Source organism: Lactococcus lactis (assembly GCF_029023865.1).
Classification (GTDB): domain Bacteria; phylum Bacillota; class Bacilli; order Lactobacillales; family Streptococcaceae; genus Lactococcus; species Lactococcus lactis.
Genome location: NZ_CP118969.1, coordinates 127,121 through 142,968, shown reverse-complemented (window position 1 = coordinate 142,968; position 15,848 = coordinate 127,121). Strand labels below are relative to the sequence as shown.

Below are 15,848 nucleotides of genomic sequence, written 5' to 3'. Positions count from 1 at the left end.
AGGATAATAATGTATAATAAAGAGAAAGGAACGAGGAACAAATATGGATTATAATGATTTTATGAAAAGTAAGCACATTGCTGAACGTTGGGGAGAGTTTCAGGCTAATTATAAAAATTTAAATAAAACAAGTGAATTAAAGGCTTATCATGATTTACTGACAGAATTTTATGATTATATTCAAAGCCTAGAAGCTCATCTTTTTAATGACGAAAAAGTTGCTGACCAAAAAAATTTACTGACAGAAAATGTAGCAACTCCTTCGCAATTTTTTAATGCTCCCAAAATTCCAGAAACACTTTCTTTTGGCCAAGAAGCACTTAAAGGTGAGGAAGACCCTTGGTTTGGTTTTAATGATGAATAAAAATATTTACTGACCCATTCTGTCAGTAAATATTTTTTGTTTTATATGGGAATTTCGTTGTGAAAACCTTTGCAAAAGTGATAAAATAGAGCTAGAAATGATTTTCAGTAAAAAGGAGAATAGCTTATGCCTCTAAATATTTTGGATTACGACCCTTATTTGGAACCTTTCAAAGAAGATTTGTCTTTGCGGCTTTTTGAATTTGCTCGAACAAAAAAACGGCTTTTAGGAACTGATGGTTCGCTTGTTGATTTTGCTAATGGTTATAAGTATTTTGGCTTTCAACAAGAAAGTAAACACTGGACTTTTCGCGAATGGGCACCAAATGCTAAAAGAGCTTGGTTGGTTGGAGATTTCAATAATTGGGAAAACAATTTTGAGTTGAAACAGGCCTATGGTGGGACTTGGGAAATTTCAATTCCGGGTATGCTACCGGTGGGTTCTAAGGTGAAGGTTAAGCTGCTTTTACCGTCTGGTGAAACAGTTTATCGTGTTCCCTCTTATATTATGTTTGCTGTCCCCAATGAGCGCCATGAATTGGATGGAGTGATTGTTCAACCAAAATATGATTGGAAGAATAAAGCCCCTCAGTTAAAAGAAGCTCCTTTGATTTATGAAGCACATATTGGTATTTCAACTGAAGAATATAAAATTAATTCTTATAAAGAATTCACGCGCGATGTCTTACCAAGAATTAAAAAGGCTGGTTACAATACTATTCAACTGATGGCAATTATGGAACATCCGCTCTATGCTAGTTTTGGTTATCAAGTTTCCAATTTCTTTGCAATTTCTAGTCGTTTTGGTCAGCCAGAAGATTTGATGGAATTGATTGATCAAGCTCATGGTATGGGTTTGCGAGTGCTTTTAGATGTGGTTCATTCACATGCTGTAAAAAATATCGAAGATGGTCTCAACTATTTTGATGGGACAGAAAATCAGTATTTTTATGAAGGTGAACGAGGAAATCATCCAGCTTGGAAGACAAAACTTTTTAATTATGGCAAAGATGAAGTGATTCATTTTCTACTTTCAAATCTTAAATTTTGGTTGGATACCTATCATTTTGACGGTTTTCGTTTTGATGGTGTGACTTCAATGCTTTATCATGATCATGGTTTAGGGACTGCATTTACTGATTACAGCAAATATTTTTCGCTCAATATAGATATCGAAGCGGTGACTTATTTGATGTTGGCAAATGAATTAACGCATTTATTCAATCCATCAGCAACAACAATCGCTGAAGATATGTCAGCCATGCCGGGAATGGCCCTACCTATTTCAAGTGGTGGAATTGGTTTCGATTACCGTTTATCAATGGGAATTCCTGATTTTTGGATTAAACAATTGAAAGAAAAAACGGATAATAGTCTTGACTTATTGAGCCTTTGGTGGGAATTAACAACGAGACGTCCCGGTGAAAAAAATATTGGTTATTCTGAAAGTCATGACCAAGCTTTAGTTGGTGATAAAACGATTATGATGTGGTTAGCTGATGAAGAGATTTATTGGAAAATGGACCTTAATAGTCAATCTCTAAAAATTGACCGTGCTATAGCGCTTCATAAATTAATTCGCCTAATTACTTTTAGTTTGGCTGGTGAGGGTTATTTAAATTTCATGGGTAATGAATTTGGCCACCCCGAATGGCTTGATTTTCCGCGTCAAGAAAATCATGATGATTTCCAACATGCTAGAAGACAATGGTCTTTAGGTGATAATAAAGATTTGCGTTTCCAATATTTATTGGCATTTGACCAAGCGATGATTAATCTAGAGCGACATTACAAGTTTTTAGAAAGCCCAGAACCTGTCCAACAACTTTGGATAAAAAATTCGGATAAATTACTAGCTTATAAAAAAGGGCAACTTCTTTTCGTCTTTAATTTCCATCCTAGTTATGAACAAGAGCTTCAACTCCAATTTCCTGAAAAACCAGAACTTATCTTCGATAGTGATGACCAAAAATTTGGTGGTTTTGGTCCAAGAAGTAGTTTTGGTTGGTCAAAAGGGCATTTAAATCTAATCCTTGAACCTAGAACTGCCATGGTTTTCCGAATTAAAGAATAAAAACCTGTCAATTGACAGGTTTTTTTACTGACAAAATCGTAAAAGTTACTGACAGAAATCCAAAAAGTCTGTCAGTAACTTTAAAAGGCATTTAAATTCGGTTCAAGCAAAGTCCAGAGATTTTCAAATTGATTTTGAAATTGGTCATCCCACTGTGGGGCAATTTTTGGGTGATGAAAATAAACAAAAGCTTGAATATAAGCAGCAGCTTCCTCTTCACTTTCAAATTTAGCAGCTGTCTTTAGACTCTCAACCATTTCTAAAATATGTTTACGTCCCAATTCTAAATTTTCTCCAATGTAGGTTGTGTATAAGGCAAACATTTCTGGAGTTTTTCGATGTGCTTCATATTTGGCAATGGCGACTGACCAGAGCCAATCATGAACAATCTCTTTTTGATGTTCATACTTGCTTGTGTCAAAAGGAAATATTTTTACAAGTGTCTGACCATTGAGCCAACGAAGGGCAAGTATCGTTAAAAGTTCATCTTTACTTTTAAAGTGCTTATAAATAGCTGGTTGACTAATATTGAGTTCCTTAGCAATTTTTGAAATGGTGAGTTTCTCTATTCCATTCTCTAAGATAAATTCTTCTGTTTTTCCTAATATCTTTTCACGTGTATTCATAAATTAATTGTAACACAAGTTATAATTCTTGACAAATATAACTTTCTGGTTTATAATTCATTTTGTTGGTTATAAAAGTTAAAAAAAATAACCTCATAAAAAGGAGAAATCATGACATTTACAGGACATACGATTTTAATCACAGGTGGTACAAGCGGAATCGGACTTGGTTTTGCTAAAAAGTTTTCCGAATTAGGAAATAAAGTCATCATTACCGCCCGAAATGAAAAACGTCTTAATCAAATTTTAAATGAAAATCCAACTTTTACAGGATTTGTCAGTGATGTTGCTGACAAAGACTCCCTCCCCCAATTAGTCAAATTCATCAAAGAAAATTTCCCTCAACTTGATGTCATTATGAACTGTGCCGGAATTATGCGTGCGATTAATTTATTTGAACAAGCTGATAATTCTCTAAAAGTACTGACAGAAGAAATTCATATTAATTTATTAGGAACAATTGCTGTGACACAAGCATTTTTGAAAATCCTTGTCGCAAATAATGGGCTAGTAATTAATGTTTCATCAGGATTATCAAATCTGGCTGACGGTGCACACCCTATTTACAATTTGACCAAAGCTGGGGTTCATTTTTACTCTGATGCGCTTCGAGAACAAGCTAAATATTTTGAAAAGACTTTAAAAGTCATCGAATTAGTTCCACCATTAGTTGCTGAAACAAATCTCGAAAGCCATACAAATACTGACGCACCCAATAACATGGCACTTTCAGACTTAATTAGTGAAACTTTAGCCGGGCTTGAAAATGGCTTAGACCGGATTGACGCTGGTTTTGCTAAACAACTTCACCAAATGGGCAAAGTAAATAGTGACGAAAACACCAAACTACTTTCTCAACAAATGCTCAGCAATTATTTTCCCAAAATGAAAGATTAGAGAAGAAAAATGTCACTTAATCCCTTTCAAATGCATAATACCAAAAAAGAACTCCGTAAAAATTTTGAACTCACAAAACTTAGCAAATCTGAAGTTGCTACTGATTTAAAAATTAGCGAAGTAAAACTTGAAAAAATATTTAATCTTAAACAAAGAACACTCGAAGACACTTGGATTTTACGAAATTATTTACTAGAAAAAGTAGAAAAAACAGGTCAACAACCTGTTCCCTTTACCGCTTTATCTGGAGATTGGCACCGTCACTGGTTTTTAAATTCCAATCTAATTGACCAACAACAAATGTCTAAAGGCGACAACTAAAACTCAAAGGAGAAAAATCACGAAAACACTTATCACTGGCGCAAATAAAGGAATTGGTTTTGCACTTGCTCAAAACCTTGGTCATCGCGGCTATGAAGTCTTGATCGGAGCCCGTAATGAAACGCGTGGACAAGAAGCCGTTGAAAAACTGAAGGCCGAAGGAATTACTGCCGAATTTGTCAAAGTAGATTTAGATGACTTAAATCAATTGACGAGTCTGTCAGCACTGACAGATATTGATTTACTTATTAATAATGCTGGAATTTCTGGGAATATTCATTCAGATAAAGGGCATCTTGATATGGAAAAATCAGCTTTTGATTATTCAACAACTGATTTAGAAGAAACAATTAAGACCAATTTTTTGGGAACACATGCTGTGATTAAAGAACTTCTTCCACATTCACTGACAGAAAACGCTAAAATTATTAACATCACCGTACCCGTTTCTCAAGAATATTGGATGCCACTTGCTTATGTCACTTCAAAAGCCGCACAAAATGCCATGACCTTTGCTTTTGGTCATCAATTCAAAAAAGATAAATCTAAAAAACAAATCTTTGCTGTTATGCCTGGTGCAGTTGCAACAGATTTGAACGGTGCAAAAGTTGGGGATAGTCCATTTGTAAAATCTCCTGAAGAAACAGCTCAAATGATTAGTAAATTTATTTTTGATGACAAAAATCATAATGCTCAAATTATTAATTTTGACGGAACAATTTATGATAACTATGAACCAGGCTTACGTAACAAAGTCATTAAAGATGTCGCTAAAAATGGTTTAAAGCGTAAATTTAAAAAATAAATAAAAAAGTTACTGACAGATTGGTCAGCAACTTTTTTATTGTTTTTTGAAAAAAGCGTAAGCAAATCTTAACATTTATGATAAAATAATTCCATGGAAAAAGAAAGATTTTTGGCTTTTACAGATGCTATTATTGCCATCATTGCAACGATTATGGTTTTAGAATTTAAAACCCCTGATAAAAGTGGCTGGCCTACTCTGGCAGAATTAACCATCCCACTTTTAGCCTATGCTTTGAGCTTTTTTATGATTATGACCGTATGGTATAATCATCATCAACTTTATCGTGATATTAAAAATATTACTCCTCGAATATTCTTATTGAATACGCTCTGGCTATTCATTATGTCATTTTTCCCCTTCACCACGGGTTGGGTCGGAAAACATGCAAGTGAGTTTCTCCCTGAATTTTTCTATTTGATTGTTATTTTTCTCTGGGCGGCTGTTTTTCATCTTATGGACCATGAGCTGCTCAAAGAAAATCCTGATAAAGAATACAAAGAACTCACACACAGTCTTTCAGGTAGAAATCTTTTTCTCATCAACTTTCTTTCTATTGTTATCGTTTGGTTTTGGCCTCCTATCGGCTTAGTTTGCGTTGCTATGCTTGCTACAATATCCCTCATAAGTTTCTTAAAGAAATAAAAAGCCGTCAGTTAATGACAGCTTTTTATTTTAATCTTCTTGTTCATCCATAAAGCTATTGAAGACTTCTTCAATCATATCCCATTCATCTTCAGCATCTTCAGGGATTGGTTGCAAATCACCCTCAGTACCGTCAGCATTCTCAGTAAATGAGTAAGCCAAAACATCGATAAGACCTTGTTCATCTTCTTCAAACTCAGTAGGCTGTAAAACAACATAGTTTTTGCCAAATTCTTCTTGTCCATCAATGGTAATCAAAATTTGGAACAAGCTTTCGTTTCCATTTTCATCAACCAAAGTAATATAGTCAAGTTCATGATTATGGTCATGTTCGTGATCATGTGTATGAGTCATTTTATTTCCTTTTCTTCATCCTTAATTAGAGGAATTTTCTGCTATTCATAATAAAATAAATAGACAACTTTTACTGATAGAAAATCCTACGAATACTTGTCAGTATTTTTATACTTACAAATAAACTAAAGCTTTCATCAGTAAACCAAAAATTATAATTTTAATGCATGAGCATCCAAATAATTTTGTAAAATCAAAACAGCAGCCAATTTATCAATTGATTTTTTGCGATCTTTACGACGCACACCACCATCAATCAATACTTTTTCAGCTTGCGCAGTTGTCAATCGTTCATCTTGATAAGCGACTTCCAAACCGAATTCATTGGCTAATTTTGTACCATAATCCCGTGATGCTTCGGCACGAATCCCTTCATCACCGTTCATATGTTTTGGAAGACCAAGAACTACCTTTTCAGGTTTGTATTCTTTAATCAAAACGCCCAAACGTTCAAAGCCAAGCTCACCAGCTTCACTGTCAATCTTAATGGTTTCAACAGGTTGAGCGGTCATCCCAAGTAAATCACTGACAGAAACTCCCACAGTTTTTGTTCCGACATCAAGCCCTAAAATTCGTGCAAACACTATAAATTGACACCATTATCTTTCAAATAATTCTTGATTAATTCCTCAACAATATCATCTCGGTCAAAACGACGAATTTTATTACGTGCATCATCATGACGAGGGATATAAGCAGGGTCTCCCGACAAAACATAACCCACGATTTGATTGATAGGATTGTAACCCTTAGCCTCAAGCACATTGTAAACATCAACGAGTGTTTCGCCAATTTCTTTCTTGTCCGAATCACCAAATTCAAAACGGACTGTTTCATCTGTAAAACTCATAAGACACCTCCTTTAAATTTATCTGTAAAGCCAGATTAAACTAAAAATCAATAATTTCCATCCCGTCAGCCAACTGATGTCCACATTTTTAGAAGACAATCATTTTATTTACTGACAGAAATATCCCATTAAAAATTTCTTAGATACATGTTAATTATACGTTATTTTTTGCTTGAATTCAACCGTTTCCTCCATTAAAGTAAATAAAAGCCTTCTATCAAGGCTTTTAAATTTAAGTTAAAAATTTCCAAAGGTATAAATTATAAAAATAAGTTCAATAAAAGACTAGTTTTAAAAACTAGTCTTTACTACAATGATTTTAAGGTAAAATGTTTCCAGCCGCCATGTACAAGTCGTACCATTCCGCACGTTCTAAGACAATATCTGAAGCAGCAGCAATTTCTTCAATTCGGCTCAATGTCATCGTTCCAATAATTGTTTGGATATTGGCAGGATGCCGATTAATCCAAGCGACAGCAATTCCAGTTGGGGTAGAATTGTATTTTTCTGAATAAAATTCCAATTTTTTATTCAAATCAGGGAATTTTTCATTTCCAACAAAGACACCTTCAAAGAAACCATATTGGAAAGGTGACCAAGCCTGAATAGTCATCTTATTAATACGAGAATACTCTAAAATACCATTATCATGAACAAAAGAACCTTCATCACTCATATTTACATGAATCCCAGCATCAATCATTCCCGTATGTTTCAAGCCAAACTGTAATTGATTAAACAACAACGGCTCTTTCACCGCTGTTTTCAACAGTTCAACTTGACCAGGATTTTGATTAGAAACCCCAAAATAACGTACTTTTCCTGCTTTTTCCAATTCATAAAAAGCCTCAGCTACTTCTTCAGGTTCGACTAAAGTATCTGGACGATGCAAGAGCAAAGTATCCAAATAATCAGTTTTTAAACGAGATAAACTCCCCTCAACCGATTCAATAATATGTTTTTTTGAAAAATCGAACATTTTTCCAGGAACAATTCCACATTTTGACTGTAAAATAATATCTTCTCGTTTTACTGACGATTTTTCTAGAGCATCTGCAAAAATCGATTCACAAGCTCCACCCCCATAGATATCAGCATGGTCAAAGAAATTTATTCCTTGCTCCACTGATTTTTCAATGACAGCAACCGGATCTTTTCCCTCTTCATTAATTCTCATACAACCTAAAATAATTTGAGAAGCTTCAAGTTCACCAATTTTGAATTTTTTCACGACAAAACTCTCCTTTAAGTGTGAGATTTCACCTTATCTTCAATCAACAAAGGAAAAAATTTCACTAATTATTTAATAAAACCATTATAACACAATTAATGAAACCGTTTAACAAAATATATTTAATCATCAACTGACTCCTGCCTTATTTATGAATAATCAAATAAAAAAAATCAGCCATAAGCTGATTTCAATTTCATTTACAAATTAAACTGTAAGTGAAGCACGTCCTTTACGACGACGAGCTGCAAGGACACGACGTCCGTTTTTAGTTGCCATACGGCTACGGAATCCGTGAGTAGTCTTACGAGATTTTTTGTGTGGTTGGTAAGTACGTTTCATTTTATATAAGTCCCTGGGCTACTTCACTTTTGGTTGAAAGTAGCTCCACCTTTTCGGTGTTCCTTTCATCTTTTTACTGCTATTAAAAGCATACCTTACAATTCTACACTATGAAAGGTCTTTTGTCAAGGCTAAATCTCTTTAGCCACAACAATATAGCGATTATATTCCTGTCCTTCTGAATGACTTGATACACCATTTTCCTGACCAATAATAGTGTGAACAATTTTACGTTCATTAGACTGTAAATCATTAATATAAACAGTTTCACCGCCACGCGCACGTTCAGCTGCACGATGAGCAAGACTTACGATATAAGCTTTGCGTTTTTCATGATAATCACCCACATTAACAGCAATATTCATTCGTGTATTCAAAATACTATTAGCGTAAGCTTTTGCTAAAATTTGCAAACTTTGTAAAATTTTACCATGTTTGCCAATAAGCAAAGCATCATGATTAGAAGTCAAATTGAAAACTGTTAAATTTCCGTCACGAGAAACTGAAACACGCGTTGCAATTCCCATTTCTTGTGTGATAGTTGTTAAATAGCTTGAAATTTTTGAAGCAATTTTTTCATCTTCGTTTGAAACTTCTTTCTTCGCTTCAACTTCTTCTTTAACAGCAGAAACCACATCAGAGAGGTCTGCTGTTCCTTGACGATTTTGAACAACCGTCTTTTTAGCCACTTCAATAATCGCATTACGCTCTTCTTCAGTGATTTCACCATTTTGTTCTCTCTCAGCCGCACGGACAGCTTTAACCACTTGGCTTAATTCAAGTGTTGCTTCCATAGCAGATTGTGACTTAGGCACACCAAGATTAATTGTATCATCCACACCACGTTCTGCTAAATGGTCAGCTTTACGCACTGTTTCTTCATGGATTGGCTCAATATTAACCCGAGCCCGTTTCTTTCCAAATCCTAAGAAACCCTTTTTTTCTTTTTGTTCAATATGAATATGAACATTTTCACGCTTAACATTTAAGCGATTTAAGCCACGTTCGATTGCATCTTCGACCGTTTCACCAGTAAAAATAGCCATAATAAAACTACTCCTGTCATATGATAAAGCCTATTGACAATTTCTAGCACAACTTCCAAATTAAAATAAAAACTGCCAATGGTATTTTTTATTTTTTTCTTGCTTTCTTCAATGCTTTTTCGCGAGCTTTAATTTTGTCTTTTTCGACCTGTACCTTAGCTTCACGCGCCGCAATAATTTTGTATGGATTTGCCAACAACATTGTTTGGAATACTTGGAAAGCATTAGAGATTACCCAGTAGAGTGCAATCCCAGCAGCAAAGTTAACCCCCATAATCAAGATGAAAATAGGCATGATATAAGTCATTGAAGTTGTCATTGCATTTCTTTCTGGAGCAGATTTCATCATCAAGTATGAACTCAAGAAAGTAAAGACCGCAGCCAATATAGGCAAAATAAAAGTAGGGTCTTTAGCACCAATTTCAAACCATAGGAAAGTTCCGTGTTTCAAAAAGTCCACACGAGACAAGGCTTGATAAAGTGCCCATAGCACTGGCATTTGAACAACTAGTGGTAAACAACCCATGTAAGGGTTGACTTTATTTTCTGCATAAAGTTTTTGAATTTCCTCGTTCATCAAACGACGAGATTCCATATCTTTGCTTGGGTATTTAGCCTGAATTTTTTTGATTTCTGGCTGAATTTCTTGCATACGTTGGCTAGATTTGATTTGGATATTCATCAAGGGAAGCAATGCTGCCCGAATAACAATCGTGAATAAAATAATACCAACTCCGGTCAAACCACCAAATGACAAGAAACGAATAACCTGTGCAAAGCCATATACAATTTGGTCCCAAAGGTTGGTTGAACTACTTGTCACAGCTGTTGTTCCACAAGCTGTAAGCAACAAAAGAGCCGCCCCTACCATTGCGATCAAACTAAATTTCTTTTTCAATCGTTTTCTCCATCCACATAGATTTTTGACAACTTCAAAACGTGTTTTAGATTTTTCTTTACTTCCTCAAAACTGAGTGTTTCAACACCCGAACGTGCAATAATTACAAAATCTTCATCTGTCAAATAAGGCTTAAATTCAGCAATGGCATGGCGTAAAAGACGTTTAATTCGATTACGTAAAACCGCATGACCAAGCTTTTTGCTTACTGATAGACCTACACGAAAATGAGGTTGATTTGTGTTTAATTTATAGACCACAAATTTTTTATTGGCAAAGCTATGTTTCGCTGAAAAAATTTGGTCAAAATCCTTTGAGCGTTTAACGCGATATGTTTTTTTTATAGCCAAGCCACTCTCTCCCATTTTAGAAATTATCGTATTAATTTTATCATAAAATTGCTAAAAAGTCACTATATCACTTGAAAACGTTCTATATAGAACGAAGGGATTATCAGTTACATTTAGCATTTAAAAATACCATGTATTTAACAAGGTATTTTTAAATATTTTCTGGATTATCTAGACGACTAAGCAGATGATCGACCATGTAAGTAAAGGATTCTTCTTTAGAAATTGATCCAGACTGACGGAAATATCCTAACTGTGTTAAAGTGATAAATCCATGAAGCGTTGAGCGAAACATCCGACTGATATGAAAATTTTCTTCTTCTGACAAATGAAAATTTTCCAAGCTTCGACGAACCAAACGAATATTTTCTTTTGCCAAATATTCAAGTTCCCCATTATTTGTTTGGTGTATTACATTAATCAGTTCATAAACTGCTTCATATTTTTCAGCGAATCTTTTATAACTCTCAGCATAAGCCCTAAGTGCTGCCAAAGGAGTTAGTCCCACCATTGCATAAGTTAGTTCATAGTTTAATTCTTTTTGGAGGTAGACTGCCGTTGCCACACGTACTTCTTCCATATTTTTAAAATGATTATAAAGTGACGGAGCTTTAATTCCAAAATACTCAGCTAAGCGCGGAAAACTAACATTAGAGAGACCAATTTTACCAGCTAGTTCAATAGTAGCTTGAACGATTTTATCACGAGTCAATGCAATCCTTGCCATAATTGGATTCCTTTCAATACTTTCGATGCGAAAGTTTACTCGAAGTTTGAACTTTTATAGTCGATTCAAACTATCTCACTATCAGTATAAAACTATTCTCAATCTTTTTCAAGCAATGATTCGTCATTGACAAACTACGAACAATAGTTTTATAATATTATTATGAATACATCAAGAAAGAAGGACATTCATTCATGAAAGAATCATGGCAACGAAATTTAATTGTCCTTTGGTTTGGGACATTTATGACGGGGATAGGTTCAAGTCTTATCGCCCCTTTTATATCACTTTACATCAGTACACTTGGCCATTACTCAAAAACGGAATTAAACATCTGGTCAGGCTTGGTCTTCTCATCCACCTTTATTGTTTTAGCAATCGTTTCTCCCCTTTGGGGAAGATTAGCTGACCAGAAAGGTCGGAAATTGATGCTCTTACGCGCTTCTCTTGGGATGGCAATTTCAATTTCATTAATGGCTTTTGTTACAGCTGCTTGGCAATTGCTTATTTTACGCATGCTACTTGGGGCCTTTTCTGGTTTTGTCTCTAATTCAATGGCCTTAATGGCCAGTTCTGCACCAAAGGAAAAATCAGGGGCCGTCTTATCGCTCCTTACAACAGGATCTGTTGCTGGAACTCTTATCGGTCCAATCATTGGCGGAATACTTGTTAATATAACTGGTTATCGTCGCGTTTTTAGCGTCACAGGAATTATTATGTTTCTCGTCTTTTTCCTTGCTTTATTTTTTGTCAAAGAAACATTTAAGCCCGTTGAGAAGAAAAACATGCTTTCCTATAAACAAGTTTGGGAAGTTGTTACCCACCCAGCCATTATTTGGGGCATGTTTTTTGCAACCCTCATTACTCAAATGACCAATCAATCGATTAATCCAGTTCTTTCACTCTATGTCCAAGAACTTATGCATGGTCAAGGAAACATTACTTTCATGGCCGGAATTGTCGCTGCTGCCCCAGGAATCGTTACATTAGTGGCTGCTCCATTCTTAGGTCGTCTAGGTGATAAAGTTGGTCAAAGAAAAATCCTTGGTTTTGGACTTTTCTTTTCACTAATCGTCTTCTCAATCACAGCAATGACAACTAATGTTTGGTTTTTAATTGTTATGAGACTACTTGTCGGAGTCTCTGATGCGGCAATTCTCCCTTCAGTTCAAGCCATCTTAGCAAAAGAATCTCCTCAAGCTATTACTGGTCGAATTTTCTCTTATAATCAATCTGCTCAATCAATTGGTGCTTTTGCAGGTCCCTTACTTGGTTCAGCTATTGCTGGATTTATTGACTATCGTTATGTCTTTGTGGGTTCAGCAATTCTGGTTGTCTTTAACTTAATAAACTACTTTACACATACTAAATCACTTGCTGTAAAAAACTAATTATAAAAAAGAACTTCAAATTTGAAGTTCTTTTTTTGCTTCTTCTATTTGTTTTTTAACCGATTCAAATCCCGTACCACCTAGAGAATTTCTTCTTGAAACTGCCGTTCTTGATTTTAAAACTTCATAAACATCTTCATTGATTAATGGAGATAGCATTTGATAATCTTGTAAATTTACATCTTGAAGGTAAATTCCTTTTTTTATACAATCTAATACTAAGAGACCCACTAATTCATGAGCTTTTCTAAAAGGAAGGCCCTTTGCTGCAAGGTAATCGGCCAACTCTGTCGCATTAGAAAAATCTTGTTCAGTTGATTTTTCCATGTTTACACGGTTTACAGTTAAAGTTGACAACATCCCATTCATAACTGTTAAAGAAGTTATTATAGTATCAGCACTATCAAACATTCCTTCTTTATCTTCTTGCAAATCTTTGTTATAAGCTAAAGGTAAACCTTTCATCACAGTCAATAAAGCTGTAAGATTTCCATAAACGCGGCCTGTTTTTCCTCTGATTAATTCTGCCATATCTGGATTCTTTTTCTGTGGCATAATAGAAGAACCCGTAGAATATGCATCAGACAGACTGACAAATTTGAATTCATGACTAGACCATAGTAAAAGCTCCTCACAAAATCTTGATAAGTGCATCATTAACAAACTTGCATTTGAGAGAAATTCTAAAATAAAGTCACGGTCACTGACCGCATCCATTGAATTATCATAAGCCTTCTCAAAACCAAGTAATTTTGTCGTCAACATTCTATCAATCGGAAACGTTGTCCCAGCTAGAGCTGCCGCTCCTAAAGGATTCATATCTGTATGCTTAACATTAAATTCAAAACGTTCAAAATCACGTGTCAGCATTTGATAATAAGCCATTAGATGTTGACCAAAGGAAATCGGTTGTGCATGTTGTAAATGAGTATAACCAGGCATAATAGTGTCAATTTGGTTTACAGCGAGCTTTACAATTGTTTCTCTTAACCCTTTTAAAGCTTCTAAAACGGCCTCTAAGATACTTTTGAGGTATAGATGCATATCTGTTGCCACTTGATCATTTCTAGAGCGAGCCGTATGCAATTTACCAGCTAGTGGACCAATTTCTTGATGAAGATAAGATTCCATATTCATATGGATATCTTCATTTTCCATCTTGAATTCAATTTGGCCATTAAGAAGCTTTTCTTCTACTTTTTTCAGACCTTTGGCAATTTTTTGGGATTCCTCGGTAGTAATAATTCCTGTTTCACCCAACATCTTTACATGAGCTAATGAGCCTTTTAAATCAAAAGGAGCAAGTCGTTGCTCAAATTTAATTGATGCTCCAAATTCTTCCGTTTGTTTATCTAGTGACGCCTCAAAACGTCCTCCCCAAAGTTTTTCTACCATTCTCTTACTTTCCAAATTTTCCTATAGCTATTATTTGAGATTTACTTGAGCATTGACTTGAGTAGGTAGACCCCACAATTTAATAAATCCAACTGCCGCTGCTTGGTCAAACTCATCTGCAGCAGTATATGTTGCTAATTTTTCGCTGTAAAGCGAATTAGTTGATTTACGTCCCACTGGTGTTGCTAAACCTTTATATAATTTAATTTTTACAATCCCGTTAACTACTTTTTGAGTTTCATCAAGATAAGCAATCAAAGCCTTAGTAGCAGGATTGAACCACAAACCATTGTAAATCAAGTTTGCTAATTCATTTTCAAGAACTGGTTTAAAATGTGCAAGTTCTCGAACGAAAGTTAAATCTTCCAAATCTTTATGTGCTTTTAATAAAGTAATGGCAGCAGGACATTCATAAAATTCACGGGATTTAATCCCAACCAGGCGATTTTCAATATGGTCAATCCGACCAATTCCATGTTTTCCTGCAATAATATTCACTTCTTTAATGATTTCATGCAATTCTAAGCTTTTTCCATTTAAGGCGATTGGTAATCCTTCTTTAAACTCAACCTCGATATATTCAGCTTCGTTTGGAGCGTCCTCCACAGAATTAGTCATAAAGAAAGCATCCTCTGGACAAGTACTCCAAGGATTTTCAAGAACACCAGCTTCAATCGCACGTCCCCATAAATTCATGTCAATTGAGTAGGGATTGTCTAAATCAGCAGGAATAGGAACACCATTTTGATTGGCATATTCGATTTCTTCTTCACGAGCCCAATGCCACTCACGAACTGGAGCAATGACTTCAAGCTCAGGCGCAAGAGAATGGATGGCTACTTCAAAACGCACTTGGTCATTTCCTTTTCCTGTACAACCATGAGCAATAGCCGTTGCCCCTTTTTCTTTGGCTACTTCTACTAATTTTTGAGCAATCAAAGGGCGACTCAAAGCGGATACTAAAGGATATTTATTTTCATACATTAAATTTCCTTTGAGTGCAGCTCCAACAAATATTTTAGCGAATTCTTCCTTGCAATCCAAAACAACAGATTCCACTGCCCCTACTTGAAGAGCCTTATCATGAATAAAATTCAAGTCTTTTCCTTCACCAACGTCCATGCAGGCAGCAATGACGTCAAATCCTTTATCAGTCAACCATTTTACAGCAACACTTGTATCCAATCCACCCGAATATGCCAAGACAATTTTTTTGTTTCCCATCATTTTTCTTCTTTCAAATTAATATAAATGCAATTGTACAGCATATTTATTCATTTGTCAACATTTTTGTATAAATATGCGTTTTATTTTCATTCTAGCAATTTCATATTATTTCAAGAAGAGGATCAACTGTGATATAATTAATTTAGATAAAGGAATGGAGCCATGGCAGAGTGGTAATGCAGCGGACTCGAAATCCGTCGAACCGTGTAAAGCGGCGCAGGGGTTCAAATCCCCTTGACTCCTTTTATAAATGGATTTTTCTACCCTATTTGAAAAAATTATAGAAAAGCCAGTGACCAATACGCT

The 15,848-nt window shown here is 35.2% G+C and carries 19 protein-coding genes and 1 tRNA gene; 8 read left to right on the top strand and 12 right to left on the bottom strand.

Annotated elements, in window-relative coordinates; all coding sequences use genetic code 11:
* The first annotated feature begins 43 nt into the window (after positions 1 to 43).
* Both PYW37_RS00845 and PYW37_RS00840 read left to right on the top strand, forming a co-directional pair.
* A complete protein-coding gene (locus tag PYW37_RS00845) occupies positions 44 to 364 on the top strand; it encodes a hypothetical protein (RefSeq protein WP_015425665.1) in 321 nt (106 codons plus the stop codon).
* Positions 365 to 490: 126 nt separating this feature from the next.
* Entirely contained in the window at positions 491 to 2,437 is a 1,947-nt protein-coding gene (locus tag PYW37_RS00840; protein WP_025017005.1) for an alpha-amylase family glycosyl hydrolase, read from the top strand.
* An 80-nt stretch (positions 2,438 to 2,517) separates the two neighbouring features.
* Here PYW37_RS00840 and PYW37_RS00835 read toward each other — a convergent pair whose 3' ends face one another.
* A complete protein-coding gene (locus PYW37_RS00835) occupies positions 2,518 to 3,063 on the bottom strand; it encodes a TetR/AcrR family transcriptional regulator (protein WP_010905153.1) in 546 nt (181 codons plus the stop codon).
* 111 nt (positions 3,064 to 3,174) lie between these two features.
* Here PYW37_RS00835 and PYW37_RS00830 point away from each other — a divergent pair, with 111 nt between their 5' ends.
* The 4 genes from PYW37_RS00830 to PYW37_RS00815 all read left to right on the top strand — a co-directional run bounded on the left by PYW37_RS00830 (position 3,175) and on the right by PYW37_RS00815 (position 5,731).
* Complete coding sequence (locus tag PYW37_RS00830) at positions 3,175 to 3,960, top strand: SDR family oxidoreductase (protein WP_023189516.1); 786 nt, start codon at positions 3,175 to 3,177, stop codon at positions 3,958 to 3,960.
* 9 nt (positions 3,961 to 3,969) lie between these two features.
* Positions 3,970 to 4,281 (top strand): DUF2316 family protein, encoded by a 312-nt coding sequence (locus PYW37_RS00825; protein ID WP_023189515.1) that lies wholly within the window; start codon positions 3,970 to 3,972, stop codon positions 4,279 to 4,281.
* Positions 4,247 to 5,086, top strand: a complete 840-nt coding sequence (locus PYW37_RS00820; RefSeq protein WP_023189514.1) for an SDR family NAD(P)-dependent oxidoreductase — start codon at positions 4,247 to 4,249, stop codon at positions 5,084 to 5,086. The genes PYW37_RS00825 and PYW37_RS00820 overlap by 35 nt, the downstream gene beginning before the upstream one ends.
* Before the next feature lie 93 nt (positions 5,087 to 5,179).
* On the top strand, positions 5,180 to 5,731 hold the full coding sequence (locus PYW37_RS00815; protein ID WP_021723275.1) for a TMEM175 family protein: 552 nt from the start codon (positions 5,180 to 5,182) through the stop codon (positions 5,729 to 5,731).
* A gap of 30 nt (positions 5,732 to 5,761) precedes the next feature.
* Here PYW37_RS00815 and PYW37_RS00810 read toward each other — a convergent pair whose 3' ends face one another.
* From PYW37_RS00810 to PYW37_RS00770, 9 genes are all read right to left on the bottom strand, one after another.
* Positions 5,762 to 6,085 carry a DUF1292 domain-containing protein gene (locus PYW37_RS00810; protein ID WP_025017003.1) on the bottom strand — a complete coding sequence of 108 codons (324 nt, stop codon included), beginning with the start codon at positions 6,083 to 6,085 and terminating at the stop codon, positions 5,762 to 5,764.
* 152 nt (positions 6,086 to 6,237) lie between these two features.
* Complete coding sequence (ruvX, locus tag PYW37_RS00805; RefSeq protein ID WP_003131821.1) at positions 6,238 to 6,669, bottom strand: Holliday junction resolvase RuvX; 432 nt, start codon at positions 6,667 to 6,669, stop codon at positions 6,238 to 6,240.
* Positions 6,669 to 6,935, bottom strand: coding sequence for an IreB family regulatory phosphoprotein (locus PYW37_RS00800; protein WP_003131820.1), 267 nt, complete (start codon positions 6,933 to 6,935; stop codon positions 6,669 to 6,671). The genes ruvX and PYW37_RS00800 overlap by 1 nt, the downstream gene beginning before the upstream one ends.
* Before the next feature lie 319 nt (positions 6,936 to 7,254).
* The gene (locus tag PYW37_RS00795; protein WP_023189513.1) at positions 7,255 to 8,166 is read right to left on the bottom strand and encodes an aldo/keto reductase; all 912 of its coding nucleotides are present in this window, start codon (positions 8,164 to 8,166) and stop codon (positions 7,255 to 7,257) included.
* 207 nt (positions 8,167 to 8,373) lie between these two features.
* Positions 8,374 to 8,508 carry a 50S ribosomal protein L34 gene (gene rpmH, locus PYW37_RS00790; RefSeq protein ID WP_003131818.1) on the bottom strand — a complete coding sequence of 45 codons (135 nt, stop codon included), beginning with the start codon at positions 8,506 to 8,508 and terminating at the stop codon, positions 8,374 to 8,376.
* A 131-nt stretch (positions 8,509 to 8,639) separates the two neighbouring features.
* Positions 8,640 to 9,554 carry an RNA-binding cell elongation regulator Jag/EloR gene (gene jag, locus PYW37_RS00785; protein WP_003131817.1) on the bottom strand — a complete coding sequence of 305 codons (915 nt, stop codon included), beginning with the start codon at positions 9,552 to 9,554 and terminating at the stop codon, positions 8,640 to 8,642.
* Positions 9,555 to 9,642: 88 nt separating this feature from the next.
* Complete coding sequence (locus tag PYW37_RS00780) at positions 9,643 to 10,452, bottom strand: YidC/Oxa1 family membrane protein insertase (protein ID WP_025017002.1); 810 nt, start codon at positions 10,450 to 10,452, stop codon at positions 9,643 to 9,645.
* The gene (rnpA, locus tag PYW37_RS00775; RefSeq protein ID WP_003131815.1) at positions 10,449 to 10,817 is read right to left on the bottom strand and encodes a ribonuclease P protein component; all 369 of its coding nucleotides are present in this window, start codon (positions 10,815 to 10,817) and stop codon (positions 10,449 to 10,451) included. The genes PYW37_RS00780 and rnpA overlap by 4 nt, the downstream gene beginning before the upstream one ends.
* Before the next feature lie 136 nt (positions 10,818 to 10,953).
* Positions 10,954 to 11,529, bottom strand: a complete 576-nt coding sequence (locus tag PYW37_RS00770) for a TetR/AcrR family transcriptional regulator (protein WP_044009736.1) — start codon at positions 11,527 to 11,529, stop codon at positions 10,954 to 10,956.
* Between the two features lie 194 nt (positions 11,530 to 11,723).
* Between PYW37_RS00770 and PYW37_RS00765 the strand changes: the two genes are divergently transcribed.
* Positions 11,724 to 12,920, top strand: coding sequence for a multidrug efflux MFS transporter (locus PYW37_RS00765; protein WP_012896978.1), 1,197 nt, complete (start codon positions 11,724 to 11,726; stop codon positions 12,918 to 12,920).
* Positions 12,921 to 12,935: 15 nt separating this feature from the next.
* On the opposite strand, the gene argH is transcribed toward PYW37_RS00765, so the two are convergent.
* Both argH and PYW37_RS00755 read right to left on the bottom strand, forming a co-directional pair.
* A complete protein-coding gene (argH, locus tag PYW37_RS00760) occupies positions 12,936 to 14,315 on the bottom strand; it encodes an argininosuccinate lyase (RefSeq protein WP_021723284.1) in 1,380 nt (459 codons plus the stop codon).
* Between the two features lie 30 nt (positions 14,316 to 14,345).
* Complete coding sequence (locus PYW37_RS00755) at positions 14,346 to 15,539, bottom strand: argininosuccinate synthase (protein ID WP_025017000.1); 1,194 nt, start codon at positions 15,537 to 15,539, stop codon at positions 14,346 to 14,348.
* Between the two features lie 159 nt (positions 15,540 to 15,698).
* Between PYW37_RS00755 and PYW37_RS00750 the strand changes: the two genes are divergently transcribed.
* Positions 15,699 to 15,785 (top strand) — tRNA-Ser (locus PYW37_RS00750).
* Positions 15,786 to 15,848 lie beyond the last annotated feature (63 nt).